The following is a 20,562-nucleotide window of genomic DNA, read 5'->3' as shown; positions in this document are numbered from 1 at the left end:
ACGCCCCAGAGGATTCCTCAACGATCCGAAATACACGCATCGACCCGAGATGGACACGAAGTCATGAGACATCAATGGACACACCTGGTTGAGACATCACGTGGCCCCGATGTCCTGAGACATGACATCTCCAAGAATCTGCATGAACCGGCCAGTCGATGAAGCGTAGGCATGACGAGTGTGAATTAGCCTATTAAAGCTATTCAACATCATTTACACTCACTAAATGTTTAATGATTACAAATACATGAGTTTGCCAACGCTTCTGCTTGCCTCCGATGTCCGCGCCCTGACCGGTCGGCAGCCCCGCGACGGAACCGGGGGCTTGCGGCTGGTCATCCCCGGGATCTGGGCTCGCGAGGACATCCGCGAGTCAGTGCTGTGCCCCGCCTACGGACCCGGGGATTCCAGCTGGTTGCGCATCCGCGAGCGCGTTGCCGCCCTGCAACTGCTGTTCCCAGACGCCCTAGCCGGCGGGACCTCGGCCGCGTATCTGCTGGGATTCCCCCTACCCTGCCCGCCCGTAGACCTCGAAGTCACGCGGCCGGCCGGCGCGAGCATCATCAAGCGCCGCGGCGTCGTCGCCCTGCGCAGCCAGCGGCACCGCGCGCAGGGGGAGCTCATGGCCGGCGTCGCGGTGCAGAGCCTCGCGTACCTGGTCCTGGAACTCGCCGGGCGCCTCGCCGAGGAGGCCCTGGTCTACGTCCTCGACGCACTGCTGGGCCCATGGAACGGACCCAGGGCCTGTTCGAAGGAAGAGCTCGCGGACTTCGTCGCGCAGGCCGCCGGGTTCCGCGGGCGGCGCCGACTGCTGCGGGCTTTGAAGCGCGCACACGAGGGCGTCGGTTCGCCGCGGGAGACCCGGCTGCGCCTGGACATCATCGCCGCTGGGCTGCCCGAACCGCTGGTCGGCCATGCGGTCGACGTACCCGGGCTGGGCGTGATCCATCCGGACATGAGCTATCCGGGGATCAAGGTGGCGATCGAATACGAGGGCGGGCACCATTTCTGGGACGACGAGCAGTTCGAGTACGACATCCGCCGCTATCTGGCCCTGCAGAAGGCCGGCTGGCTGGTCATCCGGGTGAGCAAGCACAGCGGCCTGGACTGGGCGCTGAATGAGGTGAAGCAGGCGATTGCGGAGCGGGTGCAGGAGCTCTACTAAGGATGATTCCCACTCGGTGCGCGCACACTGCATCCACTGGCCGGTTCATGCAGTTGGAGACCGGGAGAGACCGCATGAACCGGACTCTCGGTGCGGGCTGAGACCATCGAGTGTCCACTCCGGGTAACGTGCAGGTATGACTTCAGCTGAGCACACATCTGCGCAGACACCCGCACTCGACCTTCCGTACCTCGATGCGGCCACTCCCGCGACCGTCGACCTGTTCAAGCACGTCAACGGCGCCTGGCTGCGCGATCACGAGATCCCGCAGGACCGTTCCGGCGATGGCGCGATGCGCGAACTCTTCGACGGCGCCGAGGCCGCGGTCCGCGAGCTCATCACCGCCCTGTCCCAGCCCACGGACTCCCAGCCCGCGGGCCCCGCCGACTCAGCGGACTCCCCCACGCACGCCCCGGGCAGCCCCGAGCAGCAGGTCGCCGACCTCTACGCCAGCTTCATGGACACCGACACGATCGCCGAACGCGGCCTGAGACCGCTGGCCGAGGACTTCGCCGCGATCAAGGCCGCAGCCGACAAGTCGGCCCTCGCGGAGGTCCTGGGCCGACTGGAGCGCACGGGGACCTCCGGACCCGTGGCGATCTACATCGATGCCGACGCCAAGGACTCCGCCCACTACGCGCTCTACACCCATCAGGGCGGCATCCACCTGCCCGACGAGGTCTATTACTCCAGCGACGACTACGCCGAGATCCGTGAACAGTACCGGGCGCACATCGCACGGATGAGCGCACTGGCGGGCCTGAGCGAACACACCGATTACAGCGACGCGGACCTGGCCGAGCACGTGCTGGCCTTCGAGACCGCCGTGGCCGCCCACCACTGGGACCGCGTGCGCACGCGCGATGCGGAGGCCGGCTACAACCCGCGGACCTCCGCCGAGGCCATCGAACTGGCTGCGGGCTTCGACTTCGCCGCATGGCTGACCGGCGCAGGTCTGGAGACCGTCGAGCGGATGATCGTGGGCCAGCCGGACTTCCTGACCGGGCTGGGTGCGGTATGGCAGGAGACCGACCTGCAGGTACTGCGGGCCTGGGTGCTCTACAGCGTGTTGGAGGAGAACGCCGCACTGCTGACCGAGGAGATCTCCAAGGCGGACTTCGAGTTCTTCGGGCGTGCGCTGAGCGGCACTCCCGAACAGCGGGAACGCTGGAAGCGCGGCGTGTCGATCGTCGAATCGCTGCTGGGCCAGGCGGTGGGCAAGCTGTACGTGGCCCAGCACTTCCCGCCCCAGTCCAAGGCGCGGATCGCCGAACTGGTCGACAAGCTGGTCGAGGCCTATGAGCACTCGATCAAGGACCTGGACTGGATGGGCCCTGACACCAAGGTCCGCGCGCTGGAGAAACTGGGACTGTTCGGCGTCAAGGTGGGTTACCCGGACGTCTGGCGCAGCTACGACTTCACCGTGGTCGCCGACGACCTGGTGGGCAATGTGCGCCGGGCCTCGGTCGCGGAGTACGACAGGCTGACCGGACGGATCGGCGGGGAGATCGATCGCGAGGAATGGCTGATGACCCCACAGACGGTCAACGCCTACTACCACCCGGTGCTCAACGAGATCGTGTTCCCCGCGGCGATCCTGCAGGCGCCGTTCTTCGACCCACAGGCCTCCGACGCCGCGAACTTCGGGGCGGTCGGCGCGGTGATCGGCCACGAGATCGGCCACGGCTTCGACGACCAGGGCTCCCGCTACGACGGCCACGGCAATCTGGTCGACTGGTGGACGGCCGAGGACCGGGCCCGGTTCGAGGAGCGCACGAGCGGGTTGATCGCCCAGTACGATGCGCTGGTGCCCGAGGGCTTCGCCGATGAACCGAAGTTCCACGTCAACGGCGGGCTGACGATCGGCGAGAACATCGGCGATCTGGGCGGGCTGTCGATCGCCTGGAAGGCCCTGCACCTGGCCGCCGCGGCATCCGGGACCGAGGTGACGGCCCAGGACGCACACGACTTCTTCTGCAGCTGGGCGAACGCCTGGCGGGCCAAGTTCAGGCCGGCAGAACGCGAGCGCCGGCTGTCGATCGATCCGCATGCGCCCGAGGAGTTCCGCTGCAATCAGATCGTGAAGAACATCGACGCCTTCGCCGATTCCTTCGGTGTGACCGAGGCCGATCCGATGTGGTTGGCGCCCGAGGAGCGCGTGACGATCTGGTGAGCTAGGGCAGGGCCGGTCCACGGACTCGGTGGAAGCAACGCGGGGAATCTCCTCCAGTGCAGGGGGAGATTCCCCGCCTTGCGTCCTCTACCCCGATGAACGGAATCTACGTAGGCACTGCCTGCTGGATTACACAATCCATCTGGAGAGGGACCCACCGCATCAGAGTAGTCAAAGCCGTATAGGTCAGTAGTCTGGGAACACCAGGCTACTGATCTCACACGTAAATTACGGTTTTCACAGCTAGGATGGATGTGGTTTCGGCTCACGGCAATTCGGCTCCCAAACAGAGCAGGAGAACCGAGATTGGAAAGGCACCATCTTGTCGCACCATCCTTTGGACCATGTACCACCGCGTCCTTCCGGATTCGCGCGGAACCTCGAAGTTCCCGAGTCGGGCCACGAAACAGGCGGCAGCGCCAGCACCCCGCATTCGCCCGGCCGGTCACGCGAGGACTTCATCCGCCACCTGGCCGACGAGTTGGCCGCCGGCAACTCCTGCCTGGTCGTCGGCGAGGTCGGCTCCGGCCTCACCCGCACCGCCCGGGCACTGGCCGGAGTCCTGCACCGCACCACCGCGCAGCGAGACTCCGGCCCATATCCCGCTCAGGGCGACGGCTCCCCGGCCGTGGGACCGGACCGGTTCCTGCTGCAGGCCACCACCGGAACCACCGCCGAGGAGCTTGAGGGATTCCTCCGCCCCGATGCCGGCGGGCACTGCATCCGGATCGTCGAGGCGGCGCACCGGCTGCCGGAGGAGGCCGGGCCACTCATCGATGCGAGTCTGGCCGATGGCCGGGTGGCGCTGTGCTGCTTCATCGACATGGACGCCCTGCGACTCGCCGCGAACCGCTCAGGCACCCTCGCCCTGCTACGCGATGCCTGGCTGTCCGGTCGACTCATCCGCCTGGACGTACCGGAACTCACCGACCACGAAGTCCGCCAGATCATCATGGACATCTGCCCACCCGGGACCCTCGACGACCTCCAACTGCAGACACTCGTCGTCCTCTCGGAGGGACGTCCACTGGTCGCCGCCGATCTGGCGGCGTGGGCACTCTACGAACCGTATCTCGTACCCCGGCACTATCCCCGCGGCAGCGTTGACTCCCACTATCTGGGCGCACAGGCGCCGAGCCGCCTGGCCGACCGGGCCCGCGGTCTGTCGCAGACCAGGGTGCGCGCCGCCGTCATGCTCGCCGAGCTGAGCCCACTGCCCCGCCAGACCGCCACACAGTTGTTCGGAGCGCCCACCGTCGGGACCCTGACGAGTCTGGGCCTGGCCCACCGCATCCCGGGCGCGCACAGTTATGTCGTCGTCTCTCCCCTGACGGCCAACGCCCTCTTGGAGACGGCGGAGGCGCCCTCGGACGAGGACTGGGATTCCGTCGAGGGCAGTCTGCAGCGGCTGTGGGATTCGGGATACGCCATCGGGGAATCGGCGACCCTGCGCCTGGCCAGGAGCCTCGTGCATTCGGGCACCGCCGGCGCGCAGCACACGCCCCTGTTCATCGCGGCCGCGCGCATCGCCAACCGGCTGGGCAATCCGGTCGAGGCCGAGGTCTTCCTGAAATCGGCGTCCATCGAGCAGCCCGCGCTCCCCGCAGTGGAGCTCCAGCACCTGACGTCGCTGCTGATCCGCGGAGAGTACCGCCCCGCCCGGGCCATGGCCGAGCGGGCTGCGGAACGGGCCACAGTGAAAGCCGCTTCCGGAACCCCGCCCGATGTCGAGCTGCTCTACACCATTGCCACCATCATCGCCTGGACGGGCCCGAACCTCGGTGTTCCCGCCTGGTGGACCGCTTTCCTCCAAGGACCGGTGGAACAGGAGTACCCAGGGGCCGGAAAGCTCCTCGACTCGTTCGCCAATAGCGCGCGCCTCGATCCGGAGGCCGCCCTGCTGGTCGCCGACAACCGTGATCTGCCCAGCGTGCTTCGGCTGTCCGCGCTGATTCTGCTGTGCCAGGACCGGCTCAGCCGCGGCCAACCGGAGGAGCTGCGGGATTTCGCCGAGCGGGGCACGGAGATCATCGCAGAACTCCTGGCCGTGCGCGATCACACCCCGGATGGGTTGTCACTGTCGATGATCTGGTTCTTCGTCGTCGCCACCTCGGTGGAATTCATGCTGGCCGGCATCGAGCCCGAACAGACGACGACCACTCTGCGCGGGCTCCTCAGCGAAGCGGTGACGAACCCCGAACAGGTCAGCTCGGTGGCATCCAGCGCCACGGCTTGGTGCCAGGGGCTGCGGCGGGTGCTGCGAGGAGAGTTGGAGACCGCGGCACGGGATCTGGACGCCCTTGCCGATGTACTCAATCCCTCCCTGCTAGCGGTGGGCTGGGGCATGCACACGACGATCCGCCGACTGCTCAGCGTCTCGTCCCGGCAGCGAATCGGGTCCGTTTTCCACGCCCGCGGCACCATCGCCGCCAGACATCCGTCCTCCCACCTCGAACTCCTGGTGGCACTGCTGCAGGGCCCCGGCGCCGACCCGTCCGAGCCCCGGCCCGACTGGATGCACGCCGTGTTCCTGCACGCGCAGGTGCTCGATGGAACCGTGGCGGCGGGGCAGGCGGCAAGGGAACTCGAGAGCTTGCAGCGGATCGGGCTGCCCGGCCCTCTGGCCCTGCGCGATCATGTGTTGGCCCTGGCAGCCGGGGACGCAGACGCCCTGTTCGACGCCGGACGACGCCTGGCCGCCACGAACTACCGTGAAGCCGCCGAACACGCACTGCAGCACGCGCGGGCCCTGTTCATCGCCAATCGGTCCGCCAAACGTGCGGCTGAGGCCGGGGCCATGCTCAAGACGATCGCGACTGGACGGCCGGCACCGCGGATCGAATCGTCCGAGTCCGCCGCGCCGGTGTCCCTGACACGGCGGGAAGCGGAGATCTGCAGGTTGGTCGGCGAGGGCCTGACCAATGTCAAGATCAGCCAGAGATTGTTCCTCTCGGTGCGGACCGTGGAATCTCACGTGCTCTCGGCCCGTGGCAAGCTGGGGGCCGCGCGGCGCACCGACATCCCACAGCGCATCCTCGAGCTCCGGGCGGCCGGTCGCCTGCAGACGCACTGAACCTACCGATTCGCAGTCGTTTTGGTCTGAAATCCGCGGCGGATTTCAGACCAAAACGACTGCGAATCGGAGAGTCCGGCTTCAGTGGCGGCTGCCTCGCGGAGTCACCGGCCGACCCGCCCACCAGACATAGCCGATCGCGGCCAGTAGACCCCCGCCCAGGATCAGCACCCACCAGGGGAAGCCAGGCACGTTCGGGGCGGATGTCCCGGCCTCCTGATCAGCCGGCGGGGTCGGGAAGATCCGCTGGGCGGTGACCAGAATCCGCTGGGAGTTGATGCCCAGCGGGGTGCAGGTGACCAGCGTGACCAGGTCCTTGCCGGCCTCGGGCCGCAGGGATTCGGTCTGGTCCGGGTCGACGACCTTGGTCGAGATCACCTGGTAGGCCAGCACCTCGCCGAAGGTCGTCAGGGTGAAGTGATCGCCCTTGTCGATCCTGTCCAGGTTGGTGAACATCGTGGCCTCCGCAAGACCGCGGTGGCCGGTGATGACGGCGTGGGTATCAGCGCCGCCCACGGGCAGGCTGGTGCCCTGCAGGTGCCCCAGGCCCTTGAGCAGGGTTTCGTCCGAGGTCCCGTGGTAGATCGGCAGATCCAGATCGATCTTGGGGATCCGCAGGCGCGACATCACCGGGCTGCGACCGTCGTTGAGGGCCTCGTCATAGGTGGGAACATCGGGTGCCCTGGAATCCTCGCCCGCCGCCGGGGTGCGCCCGGAGGGGATCCGGTGGCCGGCCTCCAGGGTGGCGCCGAATTCCAGCTGCTCATTATAGGCACGGGCTGCCTTGAGCTGTTCCGCATTGGACTTGGCAGCGCCGTCGTGGACGGTGCCGGCCTCTTCGACGATCTTCGACTGGTCCAGCTGGTTGAACCACGCTGCGACGGACGGGTACGTCCACACGCTCAGGCCCACCAGGGCCACAACGGCGATGAAGGCCGGAAGTTTCGGGAAACGCCAGCGGCGCAGTCCGGCTTTCGCCGGCCTGCGCCGCTGCGTGAGCATATCGCTCATAGTCGTGCTGCTACCCGATTGCTCACGCGTTCGTCTTGCGACGGTTGGCGGCGACGATGCCCGCACCCGCGGCGATCAGCAGCAGGGCGATACCGGCGATGGTCGCCAGCAGCTTGCCGTTGGCACCGGTCAGGGGCAGCTCCGGGTGACCGGACTGCGTGTTGGCGACCTTGGCGATGGCGGCATGGGCGGTGTCACCGGCATTGACGGTCACGTTGATCGGCGTGGAGTCCAGCACGTAGCCGGCCGGGGCCTTGGTCTCGACCAGGGTGTAGTCCTCGGTCGTGTCATCGTCGTTGCCGACCCACAGGGTGATGCCGGCCTTGCCGTTGGCGTCGGTCACCAGGTGGCCGACGACCTTGTCACCGTGCTTGACATCGAATTCCGCACCGGCCAGGAACTTGGACTCATCGTCCTTGGCGTACTTCACCAGGTCCAGCGAACCCCAGTTGGTGGTGGGCTCATTGGTCTTGGTGCCGGTCTCGTGCTTGGGGTCGTTCGTGTAGACGATGGCCTGGTTCTCGACCGTGCCATCCCCCTGGTCCTTGACGGTGGTGGTGATGTGGGCGGTCACGACCTGCGCAGGCTTGAGCTTGGCGACGCCTGCGGCGGTGAACTCGACGGTGACCTTCTGGCCATCGACGTTCACCGTGTAGTCGGTGCCCTCGGTGAAGCCGTCGACGGTCGTGGACTTGTAGCCCAGGCGGGGGTCCAGATTATCGCCGATGGAGAAGTTGGCGATCTTCTTGCCCTTGGCGTTGACCGGTGCCTTGATGTCCCAGGTCACGTCGGAGCCGATGACCACGTTCGAAGGATCGTTGGCCTCCTTGACCGGAGTGCCCTCCTTGACGGTGTTCTTGGGGTAGACGTTGACGTCGTACAACCAGCCGCCCTTGCCCTGGGGCAGAGGCAGGGTCACCAGGAAGTCGGCGGCCTTGGCGGTGACGGCATCCGAGTTGGACTCGACGACCTTGTACAGGCCCAGGTCCAGGTTGGACCAATCGATTTCCCCGGCTGCGTTGGTGGTCTTCTCGCCCACCTTGGTCAGTGCGGTACCGGTGTAGTCACCGGCCGTGGCCTGCGAGGCCTCGGTCCAGCCGGCGTTCGTCGTCAGGTCGACGTCGTTGACCTTGTAGAGGGTGAAGCCGATCCCTTCGAGGGGGTTGCCCAGCGCGTCGGTGTCGGTGATCTTCGAACCATCGCCTTTACCGCCGGGGTTTTCCGAGTCGTACTTGTGCAGGGTGATGGAGCCCTTGGCCGTGGAGTCGATGTTGCCGACACCGGTGACTTCAACGGCGTTGGCGGCACCGGACAGGCCGGCGACGCTCAGAGCGGAAGCGGCCGCGATGACAGTCAGACGCTGCCACAAGCCGAACTTCGAGTTTCCCATGGGTGTTTCCTTTCAGGGGTGGCCGGATGGCCGGGTAGGGAGAATCGTGGGTGGGTTTGCTGTTGGAGGGCTCAGGCGCTGCGGCGTCGGCGGATGCCGTAGACCGAGGCGGCTGCTCCGGCGACCAGCAGGGTCGCCCCGCCGGCCAGGACGAAGGCGTCCGTGCCACGGCCGCCGGTCAGCGGCAGCGCAGGCGCTTCGGCCTGTGTGTTGACGATCGTCCCGATGTTCAGGGCCAGATCATCGCCCTTGACGGTGAACTGGTGTTCCTTATCGTCGAGCGTGTAACCCACGGGAGCCTTGGACTCCCGGAGGGTGTAGTCGCCCCAGTGCAGACCGTCGAGCTTGAAGGTGCCGGCGGCAGGGTCCTTGTCAGCACCCGTGCACGCGTCTGCATTGTCCGCAACGCAGTCCTCGACGGAGGTCGTGGAATTGCCGGGGCCGGTCAGGGTCCAGACGGAGCCGGCCAGGCCGTGGCCTCCATCGTCGACCTTGGACCAGGTAGCCTGGCCGGGCTTGTCCGAGTTGGTGATCGTGCAGGTGACGTCCGTGCCGGACTTCAGGTCGACCTTCGCATCGGAAACGTCCACGGTGTTCTTATCCGCGTCCACACAGCTCCAGGCGCTTGCCCGGTAACCGGCCTTGGCCCCGGATTCGGACAGAGTGTAGCCGCCGGCCGGAACGCTGACCGTCGTGACATCGGCGGTGCCGGTTTTGCCCTCGATTGTCTTGTCCGCGCCTACCGCCTTGAGCGTCCAATCGGAGGCCCTGCCATCGCCGGAGTACCTGTTGTCAACCTGCTTGACCAGGCTCAGGTGGGAGCCCGCGACCTTGTTCGTGTACGAGCACTTCACGGAGTCGCCGGGCACAATGCCCTTCAGCGACTTCGCCTTCTCGTCGTCGAGCGTGGTCTTGGTCGTGGATCCGTCCAGGTGGGTCACGGTGCACGAGCCCTCGTGGAAGGCATAACCGGACTGCTGGACCTCGGAGACGTCCACAGTGGCCTGTGACGAGCTGGTGCCGAACTTCAGCGCCCACTTCGCATCGCCGGAGGCGTTGGTCTTCTGGGTTGCGGCCGTGGGAACCGAGTTGACCGTGCCCGCGGTGGTGCTGGTCTTGGCGCCCACCGTCCAGTCCTGGGCAGGGGCGGCGTTCTCGCCGTTGGCATCCGCGACGTCCTTGTGGATCGTCACATCGGCGGTCAGCGGGGCGTTCCTGATCGTGCAGACGACCGCCTTGACACCGGACGGAATCGACACCTTGCCCGAGGTCCCGGTGCCGCTGGCATTGGTCATATGCCGGCCGTCGGCTTCGCACTCATAGGCCGAGGCGTAGTCGCCCAAGTCGGTATTGCCCGCGCCGGCTTCCGAGAAGGTCAGTTCGGTTGCCCGCTTGGCCGGCTGTGGGCCGACGATCTGATCCTGGACGCCGGTGTCGCTGCCCTCCGTGGTGGCCTCACCCAGCACCGTATCGCCTTGCTTTGCGGTCAGGTGGAACTGATCGGCTGCCTGCGCCCGGCCCACCACGTCCTTGCGGACGGTGATCGTGGCAGGTGAGGAGCACGAGGCCAGGTCGGTGCTGGACAGGCCACGGTTAACGAAAGTGGCCTGGTTCGACCAGTTCGGCATGTCATAGGACTGCACGGTACTGCCCGAGCCCAGATAGGCCTTGCCATCGGAGTCGAAGGCGACGCCGTTGACATTGGAGGTTGTGTCATAGGTACCGGATACAGACGAGGTGATGCGGCCGCCATTGCCCCGCGCCAGGTTCGCCGCAGTCACCGAGAAGACCTTGGTATAACTGCCACTGCCAAGGACCACGAAGAGATTCCCATTGGCATCGAAGGCGATGTCGCCGTTCGCACCTGACTCACGGGGAATCCCAGGTGCGCTGATGTCGCCCACGTAGGTGGGCGAGCCGGACCCCGTGTACTTCCAGATTTTGAAAGTCTGGTTATTACTCGACCCAGAATATCCACCGAAGTAGTAGTCCCCCGTGGCCAGGTTCACGGCACCGGCGACGAGACTACTGGCCCGGTAATTATCGGACAGCGAATAGTCGGTCTTCTTGCTCCATGTGCCGACGGTCGGGTTGTACTGGTAGATCGTCATATTCGATCGATCACCGCGCTCATAGGCGTAGATCGGCTGGCCGTCGGTACCGATGCCCAGTCCGTTGAAGGAAGAGACCGGATTCTCCCTGGGATTTCCCCACCAATCGTAGGTGGTGGACGTTGCCTTGTTTCCAACTTCCTGCACATTACCGTTGGTGACCTCTTGGAGCTGCCCGTTCGCAGACACCCCGTAGACAACCCCCGCATCGCAGCGAATGGTGCGTGCCGCGGCCTGCGGGCCGATGTCGACGGACTTCACCGCGTCTTTGGAATTCGCAGCCGATGCCGTTGCGCTGGAAGTGGAGTCCGCGGTCGACCTGCTCGTCGCGGTGGACGTCGCCGTCGGATCGGCGGTGACCTCGGCGGAGGTGCTCGGTGCGGCCCAAGAGGTCCCGGCGCCGAATCCCACGCCGGTGGCCGTCAGCGCCACGGTGGCGACAACCGCGCTCAGTCGTTTCAGGCTACCGGGACGAGCGCGCCCGGTGGCGTGTTCAGGTTTCTTCACTACTACTGCTCCTCAGATGGACCTGCTGGGGAGCAGGTTCGAGCTCGATACGCGCCCAAACCTACGAGGGAATCGAGAAGAACCCATAGGTATCCTGCGGAAGATAGGTAGTCGCGCCAAACAGCCGCTCGTAAATCCGTAAAGTGTGCGTAGTAATTCGCATCACCCAAGGGGGAGATTCCGCCCTAGCGTGACTCCCTACCCCACCCGATTACCCCAAGGGGATATTGAACAGCGGCGCGAAGGTGAAACCCTCCACTGCTTTGTTCCCCTGCACGCGCAGAACTCCGGGATTCTCATGGATCAGGTAGCCGGCAGGAGCCCGCGTCTGCATGACCGTGTATTCGCCGTCGGCCAGCACACCCACCCGGATCCGGCCCGGCGCCGGATCGTAGTCATTGGCGCCGTTGTCCTCCACGATCGCAAAGGTGCCATCGGGCCCGGTCAGGCGCCAAGTCGAACCGCCCAGCAACCAACCGGGGTCGGTGGTGTCGGTCGCCCCCATGTCCAACAGGCACCAGGACACGCTGCCCGTGCCCATCACCTCGGGATCGCCGGTCGGGCCCATCCCCGTACCCGTATCCGGTGCGTCGGGGCACGGGCCACCCGCAGTCGGGGCCTCCCCCGGCACCGTCGTGGCGGCCGGCGGCCGGGGCGTGTTCGGGACCGGCGTGCCGCTGGGGACCGAGGATGTCACAGTAGCCGTCGGCGAGGTGCCGGGCACGGGGCTCGCAGTCGGGCTGGACGTGGTAATAGACGGCTCCGGGCTCGGCACCGACGGCACGGGTGCGGTCGGCGCCGTGGCCTCGGGTGCGAGGGCAGTGGGTACGGCCGAGGTGCTCGGTTCCGGTTGCGCGCAGTTGCCCAGAGCGGCCTCCTGCAGGATCGCGGGCAGGTCCTCGTAGTCACCCACCAGGTGGTAGTCGGAGCCGGCATCCGGTCCGGAGATCACCCGCAGGTTCGAGGCATCGACGCTCTCGCCCACTCCCAGCGCGACGATCCGCGTTCCGGCGGCCTGCAGCGCTGTGGCCGAGGCCTTGGCCCGCTCCAGGTCGATCGCATCGGTGCGGGTCCCCAGGTCACGATTGCCCTGCTGTCCCGGCACGCCATATGCGGTGGGCCTGCCGTCGGTGACGAACAGGACAAGATCGTAGCCCGTCCCCACCTGGGCCAGGCCCCGGTCCCAGTTCGTGCCGCCCACGGACGCGGGCACCCGCTGGAGGTCGTCGATGGCCGCATGCACGGTCCCGGCCCCGGATTCCTCGGCGACCGGGGTTGCGGCCAGGGGCTGGTTCGTCCGGTCCGGGGCATAGCTGGCGAAGGTGTACAGGCCCACGCTGCTGGGCGTCCCGGCCAGGCCGGAGACCATCCTATGGGCGGCCCGCTTCGCCTGGGCCACGTCCGCGGCACTCAGCGAGGACGACATGTCGAGGACCACGGCGACCCGCAATCCGCAGCGCGCGGGCAGCGGCGGATTCGTCTGGGCGAACGCGGGGCGCGCGAACAGCGCCAGGGTGCCCAGCAGCAGGCCCAATACGCACAGGCCGGCGCCCCATCGACGCCGCGTTCCCCCACCAGACATGATTCCTCCGGATTGGAACCGCACACTTCGAACTGTGGACCGGTATGTCCACTCATGCGGTATCTCAACCCATGAATATAACATGCGGGCCGGCCAGTGCATATCCTCTCGGATAGCAGTCATTTCGGTCTTGAAAACCACTGGATTTCCAAACCGAAAGAATGGGAAATCAAAAACCAAGAGTAGGAAATCGTCGAAATCTCCCCCCTATCCATATCTTTTTTCCGATGTCCGTCCGTCGGACTTCCACCGGTGCTCCGATAGAATCGGAATGGATACCGGAAGCCGGGGAGACCCGGGAAAAGAACACGAGGTAGCAGGGAAGTGTCCGGCACATCACATGCGGCCCTTGACGCCGAGTCCTCCGCCCTCGAAGCGGTCCGGACCGGGGATCCGAGCGCCTTCGGCCCTCTGTGGGATACCTATCATCCCCGTGTCGCCGCCTTCGTCCGCCGGCGCGCACCCCGCCTGGACGCCGAGGACGTGGCCTCCCATGTGCTCGAGGCGACGCTGTCGGCAACTTTGAGAGGCCTGGGCCCCACCCGGTCCGTCTGGTCCTATCTCATGCAGGCGGCCCGCGGCGAGATCGCCCGTCGCACCTCTGCGCTGAATCACCGCATCGATCCGGACGAGGGTTTCGCCTGGGACTCGGAGCCCGATCCACACGAACCCGTCCCACCGGAGACCACCGATTTACTGCGCAGCGTCGTCGAATCGTTCCCCGAACAGGACCGGATCATCATCCTCGATGCCATGGCCGGCAAACGCAAGGCCGGGGCGATCGCCCAGGACTTGGGACGTGACGCCCCGTGGGTCTCGCGCCGCATCCACAAGCTGCGGCCCCGGCTTCAGCAACGCTGGATCCAGCTGCACATCAACGATGCCGGCAGCGCCCCGGCATGCCGGAAGACGCTCGCTCAGGCCGGCAGGGTGCTGTCCGGACAGTCCACCGCAGGTTCTGCTCTGCGCTTCTGGACGCACGTCGACTCCTGTGAGTTCTGCAGGACCCGCGTCGCCGAGGCCGATCACTCCTCCCGCAGACTCGGCGTGCTGCTACCGCTGTTACTCGTCCCCGCGGCGGGGTCCGGGCTGTCGGGCACCACGCTGTCCGGAGCAGCACTGTCCGGAGCAGCGCCATCCGGGGATACCGGTGGGGGCGGTGCGGAAGGCGGTACGACCGGCGGCGGAGCGGCCCAGGGGGCCACTGCCGGCGTTGGGGCCCCGACCGGGGCGAGCACCGTGGCCGGCGGGGCCGGCATCTTCACCGCCCTCAACGTCACGCTGGGAGCCGGCGCCCTCCTGCTCATCGCCGCGATCGTCACGGTCGTCCTCATCGTACTGCCCAGCTCGCCGGTTCACCGACCGGCGGCCGAGGGCCCGGCGAAGTCCCAAGCCCTGCCGACCACTACCACTCCGGCGACGCCAACAGCACCCGCGGCGCCGAGCCGGCCGGGCGCCGACAGCGCAGCAGGTCAGGCGAGCACGGGCACCGTTCCACAACCGACCTCGGCGCCGGATACCGGTACCGCAGGTGCCGCCTCCGCGCAGGCACCCGGTGCCGAGGCCCCGCGCGCCGGAGGCGCAGCGGACCCGTCACTGCCCCCGGGCACCGCGGGGCGCGGACCCCAGATCGGTGGGGATGTGGGGTCCGGCAGGATCCCCCGGACGGACCCGCCGAGCACGCCGTCACCCGGGGGCTCGGACGAGGGCGGGCCCCGGCCCACCACCACCCCGTGTTCCTGGGCCCCGCAATTGCAGTGCCAGGTGGGTGAGAACTGACCCGACCCACCCGCACTACCGGTGCGGGCGCTTCTCCCCCGCCCGCACCTCGAGGGCCAGGGTGTTCCCGACCGCGGGCGCGGGGCAGGTGGCGTAGGGGGAGAATCCGGCCGGATAGTTCAGGGCCCGGTTGAAGTCGATGTCGACCCGCCCGGCTGTCCCCGGCTCGGCACGCACGGGACCGGTGGACACGAAGCGCCAGGCGGCGGTGCCCTGGTCTCCCGGCGCACCATTCGTCCCGTCGTGGAAGCTCAGCACCAGGCCGGTGGCCGGGTCGCCGCCGACCTGCAGCCTGTACTCGTCTCCGGCCAGGGTGAAGGTCACGCGGCCGACGAAGACCGCCGCCACGTGCAGGCCGACGGAGGCCGTGTCGATGACCTCGGTGCGCGGACCGGCATAGGGCTCGAAGGCGGCGGAGACCATCCAGTCCGGATCGGCCGGGAAAGTCGGGACGACGGTGTTCGTGGGGCCGGTGGAGTGGGAATCGCGTACACGGATGCCGACCCAGGGCTCGCCCGCCGGGTCACCGGATTCCTTTGCCGGGCTCGGACCGGCGGCTGCGGCGGCCGGGGACTTCGCGGGATCCAGCAGTGTGCCGGCCAGGGCATGGACGTTCTGGCGCACCAGAACCTCGTAGCGCACGCCCTCGACCTCGACGAACTGCGGCGCTTGGGCTGCCAGGTCCAGTTCGCGTTCCCCGGTGGGAGTGCCGACGCGCACCAGAAGCGCCGGGCCGGCGGGGGGCTCGGCTGCGGGAAAGACAGCCGAGCTGGCGGTGCCGCCCTGGTCCGGGGCCTCGGCTTCCAGGGTGAAGGTCACGCGGCCGTCGGCGTAGGCGCGGGTGGCCCCGGGGGTCAGCCAGTCCAGGCCGGTGATGCTCAGCCAGCCGAAGGGATCGGCGCGCAGGCCCTCCATCCGCTGGGCGTGCCAGTCCTGCCAGGTCGCGGAGAAGGATGTCGTCTCAGCGTGCGTCTCAGTCATGCCACCAGACTAGTCCTCCCGGGCTCAGGCCACGATTGTCCGCTGTCGGCGCAGCTTGGCCGTTTCCCCATGATTGACCAGCCCGAAGACCAGCAGCGCCGCCATCGCACCGACGCACAGCCAGCCGCCGGCATGGTACCCCTGAGCGTCGATGACCCTGCCCACCAGTGCACTGGACACCGCCTGGCCCACCGTCAACATCGTCGCCATGGTCGCCATCACCGTCGTGGTGCGCCCACGCGGACCCATCAGCGCCGCGATCGAATAGAGGTTGACCAGGCTTGGCCCGATCCCGCAGCCCATCACAATGAGCGCTGCCAGCAGGCCCGGGAGGGTATTCCAGCCGACGAACAGGAATGTGCCCAGCAGTGCCAGCGAGGCGGTGGCCAGCCAGCGATTGCGCAGGCTGAAGGACTCCGGCAGCGCCTGCGAGCCCAGTGCCAGAGCCGCCGAGCCCACCCCCAGCACGCCGTAGTAGACCCCGGCGCGATCCGCCTGGCCCAGCGTGTCGAGGAAGTCGGTGAGCGTCGGCAGGGTGGCGCCGAAGAAGAAGCCGATCGAGAACATCCCGGCGATCGGCAGCAGGATCCGCAGTCGGAACATCGCGGAGGCCGGTTCCGCGGCGAGGGGCGGGGACGCTGCCGAGGCGCCGGCCGGGGTGGGCGCAGCTCCTTCGGCGGGAGCCGCGGCAGCCGAGCCGGGGCCGGAACCCGAGCCGGAACCTCGGCCCTGGGAATCCGAATCGAGCACCCGGGTGAAGCGCACCGAGGGGTGGACCGCGAACAGGATGACACCCACGACGGTCAGGGCCGCGCCGAAGTCCAGGGGCACCACGACGCCGGCGAGCATCGCCACCACACCCACCACGACGGGGCCGATGACGAACATGAACTCATCGGTCATCGACTCATAACTGAGCACCTTGTTGGTGGCGCGGGGCCGGTCCGCCTCCGGGATCTCGCGGCCGATTGCCTGCAGCCAGCGCGAGCGCACCATCGACGAGGCCTGCGGGGCGCTCAGGCCGATCAGCAGGCCGATGATGAGCACAACCGCCGGGGCCGCACCTGCGCGCAGTGCCCAGGCCAGGGCGAAGATCGCGGCGCCGTTGAGGATCGCGGTGACGATGAGCAGGGTGCGTTGGCCGAAGCGGTCGGCGACGGCGCCGAAGGCGGGGCCGGACACGGCGGTGCCCAGCCCCACGAGCGCGGCCGTGGCGCCGGCTTGGGAGTAGCTGCCGGAGGTCGCCGAGACGCTCGTCATCACGGCGACGACCACCATCGCGTACGGGAGCTTGGCTGCGATGGCAAGCGGGAAATACGTCCACCCGACCAGGTGGGAAAGCGTTTTGAACATACGGGTCCAAGGATATCCGGTGCGCGGGGCGCGCCGGACTCAGCTGCGTCCCTCGAGCCCCGGTGCAGGACCGATGGGCCGGGCTCAGCCCCGGTCCAGGGCGGTGTTCAGCGCGACCGAGGTCGCCACCGGAAGCTCGCATACCGTACCCCGGCACACCTGGGCCCGGGGCTGCGGGCCGGGTGCGGAATCCATGGCGGATGCGGGTCCGGAGTCGGGCAGGTCTGCCGCCTTCGCCCCGGCACCGGAACCCACGACCGCGACCGGCGCGGGGTGAGCCCGGGCCGTCGCCAGGAGTTCCGGGGTGTTCGCCTCCACGCGGACCGGGTCCAGGGCCAGCGCGGCGACATAGGCCGAATACCCCACACCAGTCGGGGTTTCGCGCAGCAGCGGCACGATCGGATCCAGGGCGGCATCGGGCAGCTGGGGCGGAACCTCAACCCCGGAATCCACCGGCGCGAGCTCGCGCAACAGCACGGCGGCCTCGGCCAGCGCGGAGCGGCCGGAGGGAGTCACCTGATCCACCGGATCGGAGCCGCGCACGCCCAGAATCGGCTCCGGTAGGGAGTCGTAGACGCTCACGGGTGCGGTGTGGGCGGGATGCGCCCCGGCCGCCGAGGGATGTTCGGCGTGGGCGGCCCGCGCCGCGCGGATGTCGGTCACCCCGGCCGGCTGGTCGAGCACGAGGTAGTCGGATTTCACTCGGTCCCACAGGTCCTTCACCCGCGCCCAGTCGGTGACCGGGGTCGAGGCTTCCGCAGCGGATCCGGCTCCGGCGGCAGGCGCGCCCGCGCACGTTCCGGCGGCGAGCTCTGCGCGGATCTGCGCGAGCAGATCAGCCAGCAGTGGGGCGCCGGGTCCGGGGGTCAGAGCGGCGGCGCAGGATTCAGCGGAGCCTGCTGCAGCGGAGTCGGTTACTGCGGAGTCGCTCGGGGCAGCGGCGTCCGATGCGGAATTTGCCGAGACGGAGTCGCCCACAGCGGACGCGACCGCGTCCGCCGAGGCGGTGGGGTCCGCCGGCCCGGCTGGCGCGGCCTCGGCCGGGGAGTACGAGCGGGCAGCTTCCTGAGCCCGGAAGGTGCGCAGGGCCTCGGCGGCGGCATGGGCGAATTCGGGCCGGTCGAACAGCGCCGAGGCCTCGAACAGTGCCGCGATCGTCAGCCCGCCGAGTTCGGAGACGAACTTCTCGTCGCGCTCCGGGGGCACCCGCGAATCCTGGTAACGGCGCAGCACGCCCAGCAGTCGCGCATCCGGCGAGTGCTCGGCTTCAGGTCCGCGCTCCTCCCCCGGATGACCGGGGTCGTAGTGGTGCGGGTCGCGGTAGAGCACGCCACCGGGCAGGTCCTCGGTGTGCTCGCCATAGAACAGTCGCAGGCTGGGCGTTGCGAATTCCGCGGCCGCCCGGGTGGCGTCACGCTCGCCTTCGGAGCCGCTTCCGTCTGAAGCGCCGGCACCGGTGGGGTCGGCGTCTATGCCGGCCACGTGCAGCGCCTGGGACAGTTCCTGCTCGGTGAACGTATAGTAGGCGCCCTCGCGGTTGACCGCGCCCAGGCCCGAATGCGGGTCGAACTCCAGTGAGTCCGCATCCAGTGCCGTCGCGAAGCCCGCAAACCCCAGGCCCTCGACGTACATATCGCGCAGCAGGAAGGTCGCGGTGTCCTGGGCCTCGAGCGCGGCCAGGCGGGTCCACACGGAGCCCGGGTCCAGCCGGTGCTCCAGGCGGTACCAGTCGCATGCGATCTGCAGGTACATGGCGTTGTCGCCGAGCATCTTCTCGAAATGGGGGACCCGCCAGGCCGCGTCGACCGTATAGCGGAACAGCCCTCCGCGCAGGTGGTCGCGGATCCCGCCCGTGGCCAGGTTCAGCAGGGTCCGACGGGCCAGGGTCAGTGCCGAGGCGTTCGGCTGCGGAGCGGAGTCGCCTGTGCTGTCTGTGTTGTCCGCCCGGTCGGTCCAGGCGAAGCGGATGAGGAAGCGCAGCGCGGGAAACGGCGGGAACTTGGGCGAACCACCGAAACCACCGTGCTTGAAGTCCGCCTGGGTCTCCAGCGCCTCCAAATAGGCGTGCAGCTCGTCTAAGTCGATGGTCGGTCGGCCATCGGCAGCAGGTTCCGATGCCGTGGGGCCGGGTGCGTCCTCGGCGCCGGGGAAGGCATGGGCGAGCTGGCCCAGATCGGCCAGACCCGCCAGGGTCCGGCGCAGTCGTTCGGTGATCTGCGCGACCTGCGGACGTTCATCGCGCCAGGTCTGTCCGACCGCGCGCAGCACATCGGGCAGCGCCGGCAGGCCGGGACGGGCCTCGGCGGGGAAATAGGTACCGGCGAAGAACGGGGTGCCGGCGTGGTCGGTGAAGGCGGTCAGCGGCCAGCCGCCCTGGCCGCGAAAGGCCTGCAGGGCGTTCATGTAATAGGAGTCGACGGCGGGCAGTTCCTCACGGTCGACCTTGATCGGCACGACCGCCTCGTTGATCCGGGCTGCGATATCCGGATCGGAGAAGGACTCGTGGGCCATGACGTGACACCAGTGGCAGGTGGAGTAGCCGATCGAGACCATAACGGGCACATCGCGACGGGCCGCCTCGGCGAAGGCCTCGGGTCCCCAGGGCCACCAGTCCACGGGATTGTCCGCATGCTGGCGCAGGTACGGGCTGGTAGCGTTCGCAAGCCGATTCGTCATACCTCCACGGTACTAGCGCCACTCCAGCGCCACTCCACCACCGAGTCAGCGCGTCCGTCGCAATCCTTGGACTGTTTGTTTCAGATTCCACTGTTCGAACGGTGGAATCTGAAACAGCTGACCTGAGGATCGGCGGGCCGCCGAATCGTGCCTACTTCATCGGCGGAGCCGTCTTCGTCACCGGGGATGAGCATCCGGTCCCGACGGCGCCCATCGCCGCCCTGGTGACGCCAATCGATGCCCCGTGGCTGCGCGCGACCGACCTGATCCGCTATGTGCGCTCGATCAAACCACAGCAGGTAATCGGGATCCACGACGGGCTGTTGAACGAAGACGGCCTCGACGTCGCCCGCCAGTGCGCAGAGGCTCTTGTGCGAGAAGGCGTCGAACGCGCCATCGTGCTTGCCGATGGCGCGTTCGACGCCGTGCGGGCGCCGGCCTCCTCGGGTTCACCCGAGCACCGGTAAGAGTACGACCCGGCGATGTACTGCGAGTCGGATGCCTTCGCCGCTTCGAGGTCCGTCAGTCCTCGCGCAGCTCGTCCTTGGCCTCGTTGCGCTGTTTCACCGAGTCGCGTTCGGCCTCGGCCTTCTTGACCTTCGCCTCGGCGCCGATCTCGTCCGCCTTGTCCTTCAGCTTGTCGACGCCGTCCTCGACTGCGCGCCCGACCTTCTTCGCCGCCGCATCCGCGGTCCCCTTGGCGTCATCGAGAATTCCCATGGTGGCCCTCCTCCGTCGTGCTGATTCGGCACGGGCGGGTC

13 protein-coding genes are annotated in these 20,562 nt (G+C 67.8%); 5 read left to right on the top strand and 8 right to left on the bottom strand.

Features of this window, described 5'->3' with window-relative positions; genetic code table 11:
• Positions 1 to 247 precede the first annotated feature (247 nt).
• The 3 genes from NQ034_RS13440 to NQ034_RS13430 all read left to right on the top strand — a co-directional run bounded on the left by NQ034_RS13440 (position 248) and on the right by NQ034_RS13430 (position 6,411).
• Entirely contained in the window at positions 248 to 1,165 is a 918-nt protein-coding gene (locus NQ034_RS13440; RefSeq protein ID WP_257049449.1) for an endonuclease domain-containing protein, read from the top strand.
• Positions 1,166 to 1,301: 136 nt separating this feature from the next.
• Entirely contained in the window at positions 1,302 to 3,338 is a 2,037-nt protein-coding gene (locus NQ034_RS13435; RefSeq protein WP_257049447.1) for a M13 family metallopeptidase, read from the top strand.
• Positions 3,339 to 3,675: 337 nt separating this feature from the next.
• Positions 3,676 to 6,411 (top strand): helix-turn-helix transcriptional regulator, encoded by a 2,736-nt coding sequence (locus NQ034_RS13430; RefSeq protein WP_257049445.1) that lies wholly within the window; start codon positions 3,676 to 3,678, stop codon positions 6,409 to 6,411.
• Positions 6,412 to 6,492: 81 nt separating this feature from the next.
• Here the strand turns inward: NQ034_RS13430 and NQ034_RS13425 are convergent, their stop codons facing one another.
• The 4 genes from NQ034_RS13425 to NQ034_RS13410 form a co-directional block, all read right to left on the bottom strand.
• Positions 6,493 to 7,422, bottom strand: coding sequence for a class C sortase (locus tag NQ034_RS13425; protein WP_257049443.1), 930 nt, complete (start codon positions 7,420 to 7,422; stop codon positions 6,493 to 6,495).
• Positions 7,423 to 7,444: 22 nt separating this feature from the next.
• On the bottom strand, positions 7,445 to 8,812 hold the full coding sequence (locus tag NQ034_RS13420; protein WP_257049441.1) for a SpaH/EbpB family LPXTG-anchored major pilin: 1,368 nt from the start codon (positions 8,810 to 8,812) through the stop codon (positions 7,445 to 7,447).
• A 71-nt stretch (positions 8,813 to 8,883) separates the two neighbouring features.
• Positions 8,884 to 11,430 carry a SpaA isopeptide-forming pilin-related protein gene (locus NQ034_RS16470; protein WP_257049440.1) on the bottom strand — a complete coding sequence of 849 codons (2,547 nt, stop codon included), beginning with the start codon at positions 11,428 to 11,430 and terminating at the stop codon, positions 8,884 to 8,886.
• Between the two features lie 211 nt (positions 11,431 to 11,641).
• The gene (locus NQ034_RS13410; RefSeq protein ID WP_257049439.1) at positions 11,642 to 13,012 is read right to left on the bottom strand and encodes a VWA domain-containing protein; all 1,371 of its coding nucleotides are present in this window, start codon (positions 13,010 to 13,012) and stop codon (positions 11,642 to 11,644) included.
• 324 nt (positions 13,013 to 13,336) lie between these two features.
• On the opposite strand from NQ034_RS13410, the gene NQ034_RS13405 reads away from it, so the two are divergent.
• Positions 13,337 to 14,791 (top strand): RNA polymerase sigma factor, encoded by a 1,455-nt coding sequence (locus tag NQ034_RS13405; protein ID WP_257049438.1) that lies wholly within the window; start codon positions 13,337 to 13,339, stop codon positions 14,789 to 14,791.
• 15 nt (positions 14,792 to 14,806) lie between these two features.
• Here NQ034_RS13405 and NQ034_RS13400 read toward each other — a convergent pair whose 3' ends face one another.
• The 3 genes from NQ034_RS13400 to NQ034_RS13390 all read right to left on the bottom strand — a co-directional run bounded on the left by NQ034_RS13400 (position 14,807) and on the right by NQ034_RS13390 (position 19,801).
• The gene (locus tag NQ034_RS13400) at positions 14,807 to 15,772 is read right to left on the bottom strand and encodes a DUF1684 domain-containing protein (protein WP_257049436.1); all 966 of its coding nucleotides are present in this window, start codon (positions 15,770 to 15,772) and stop codon (positions 14,807 to 14,809) included.
• 24 nt (positions 15,773 to 15,796) lie between these two features.
• Positions 15,797 to 17,125, bottom strand: a complete 1,329-nt coding sequence (locus tag NQ034_RS13395; RefSeq protein WP_257049434.1) for an MFS transporter — start codon at positions 17,123 to 17,125, stop codon at positions 15,797 to 15,799.
• An 84-nt stretch (positions 17,126 to 17,209) separates the two neighbouring features.
• On the bottom strand, positions 17,210 to 19,801 hold the full coding sequence (locus NQ034_RS13390) for a thioredoxin domain-containing protein (protein ID WP_257049432.1): 2,592 nt from the start codon (positions 19,799 to 19,801) through the stop codon (positions 17,210 to 17,212).
• A 101-nt stretch (positions 19,802 to 19,902) separates the two neighbouring features.
• Here NQ034_RS13390 and NQ034_RS13385 point away from each other — a divergent pair, with 101 nt between their 5' ends.
• The gene (locus tag NQ034_RS13385; RefSeq protein ID WP_257049431.1) at positions 19,903 to 20,268 is read left to right on the top strand and encodes a hypothetical protein; all 366 of its coding nucleotides are present in this window, start codon (positions 19,903 to 19,905) and stop codon (positions 20,266 to 20,268) included.
• Between the two features lie 55 nt (positions 20,269 to 20,323).
• On the opposite strand, the gene NQ034_RS13380 is transcribed toward NQ034_RS13385, so the two are convergent.
• On the bottom strand, positions 20,324 to 20,521 hold the full coding sequence (locus tag NQ034_RS13380; protein ID WP_257049430.1) for a hypothetical protein: 198 nt from the start codon (positions 20,519 to 20,521) through the stop codon (positions 20,324 to 20,326).
• Positions 20,522 to 20,562 lie beyond the last annotated feature (41 nt).

The organism is Brevibacterium moorei, from assembly GCF_024580735.1.
Taxonomy (GTDB): domain Bacteria; phylum Actinomycetota; class Actinomycetes; order Actinomycetales; family Brevibacteriaceae; genus Brevibacterium; species Brevibacterium moorei.
Note: the sequence above shows the minus strand (reverse complement) of the source record. Positions and strands in the feature narration are given on the sequence as shown.

What these genes read in the sequence shown, in the direction of transcription:
- NQ034_RS13440 (WP_257049449.1), top strand. Translation starts at nt 248, where the DNA reads ATGAGTTTGCCAACGCTTCTGCTTGCCTCCGATGTCCGCGCCCTGACC.
- NQ034_RS13435 (WP_257049447.1), top strand. Translation starts at nt 1,302, where the DNA reads ATGACTTCAGCTGAGCACACATCTGCGCAGACACCCGCACTCGACCTT.
- NQ034_RS13425 (WP_257049443.1), bottom strand. Translation starts at nt 7,422, where the DNA reads ATGAGCGATATGCTCACGCAGCGGCGCAGGCCGGCGAAAGCCGGACTG.
- NQ034_RS13420 (WP_257049441.1), bottom strand. Translation starts at nt 8,812, where the DNA reads ATGGGAAACTCGAAGTTCGGCTTGTGGCAGCGTCTGACTGTCATCGCG.
- NQ034_RS13410 (WP_257049439.1), bottom strand. Translation starts at nt 13,012, where the DNA reads ATGTCTGGTGGGGGAACGCGGCGTCGATGGGGCGCCGGCCTGTGCGTA.
- NQ034_RS13400 (WP_257049436.1), bottom strand. Translation starts at nt 15,772, where the DNA reads ATGACTGAGACGCACGCTGAGACGACATCCTTCTCCGCGACCTGGCAG.
- NQ034_RS13395 (WP_257049434.1), bottom strand. Translation starts at nt 17,125, where the DNA reads ATGTTCAAAACGCTTTCCCACCTGGTCGGGTGGACGTATTTCCCGCTT.
- NQ034_RS13390 (WP_257049432.1), bottom strand. Translation starts at nt 19,801, where the DNA reads ATGACGAATCGGCTTGCGAACGCTACCAGCCCGTACCTGCGCCAGCAT.
- NQ034_RS13380 (WP_257049430.1), bottom strand. Translation starts at nt 20,521, where the DNA reads ATGGGAATTCTCGATGACGCCAAGGGGACCGCGGATGCGGCGGCGAAG.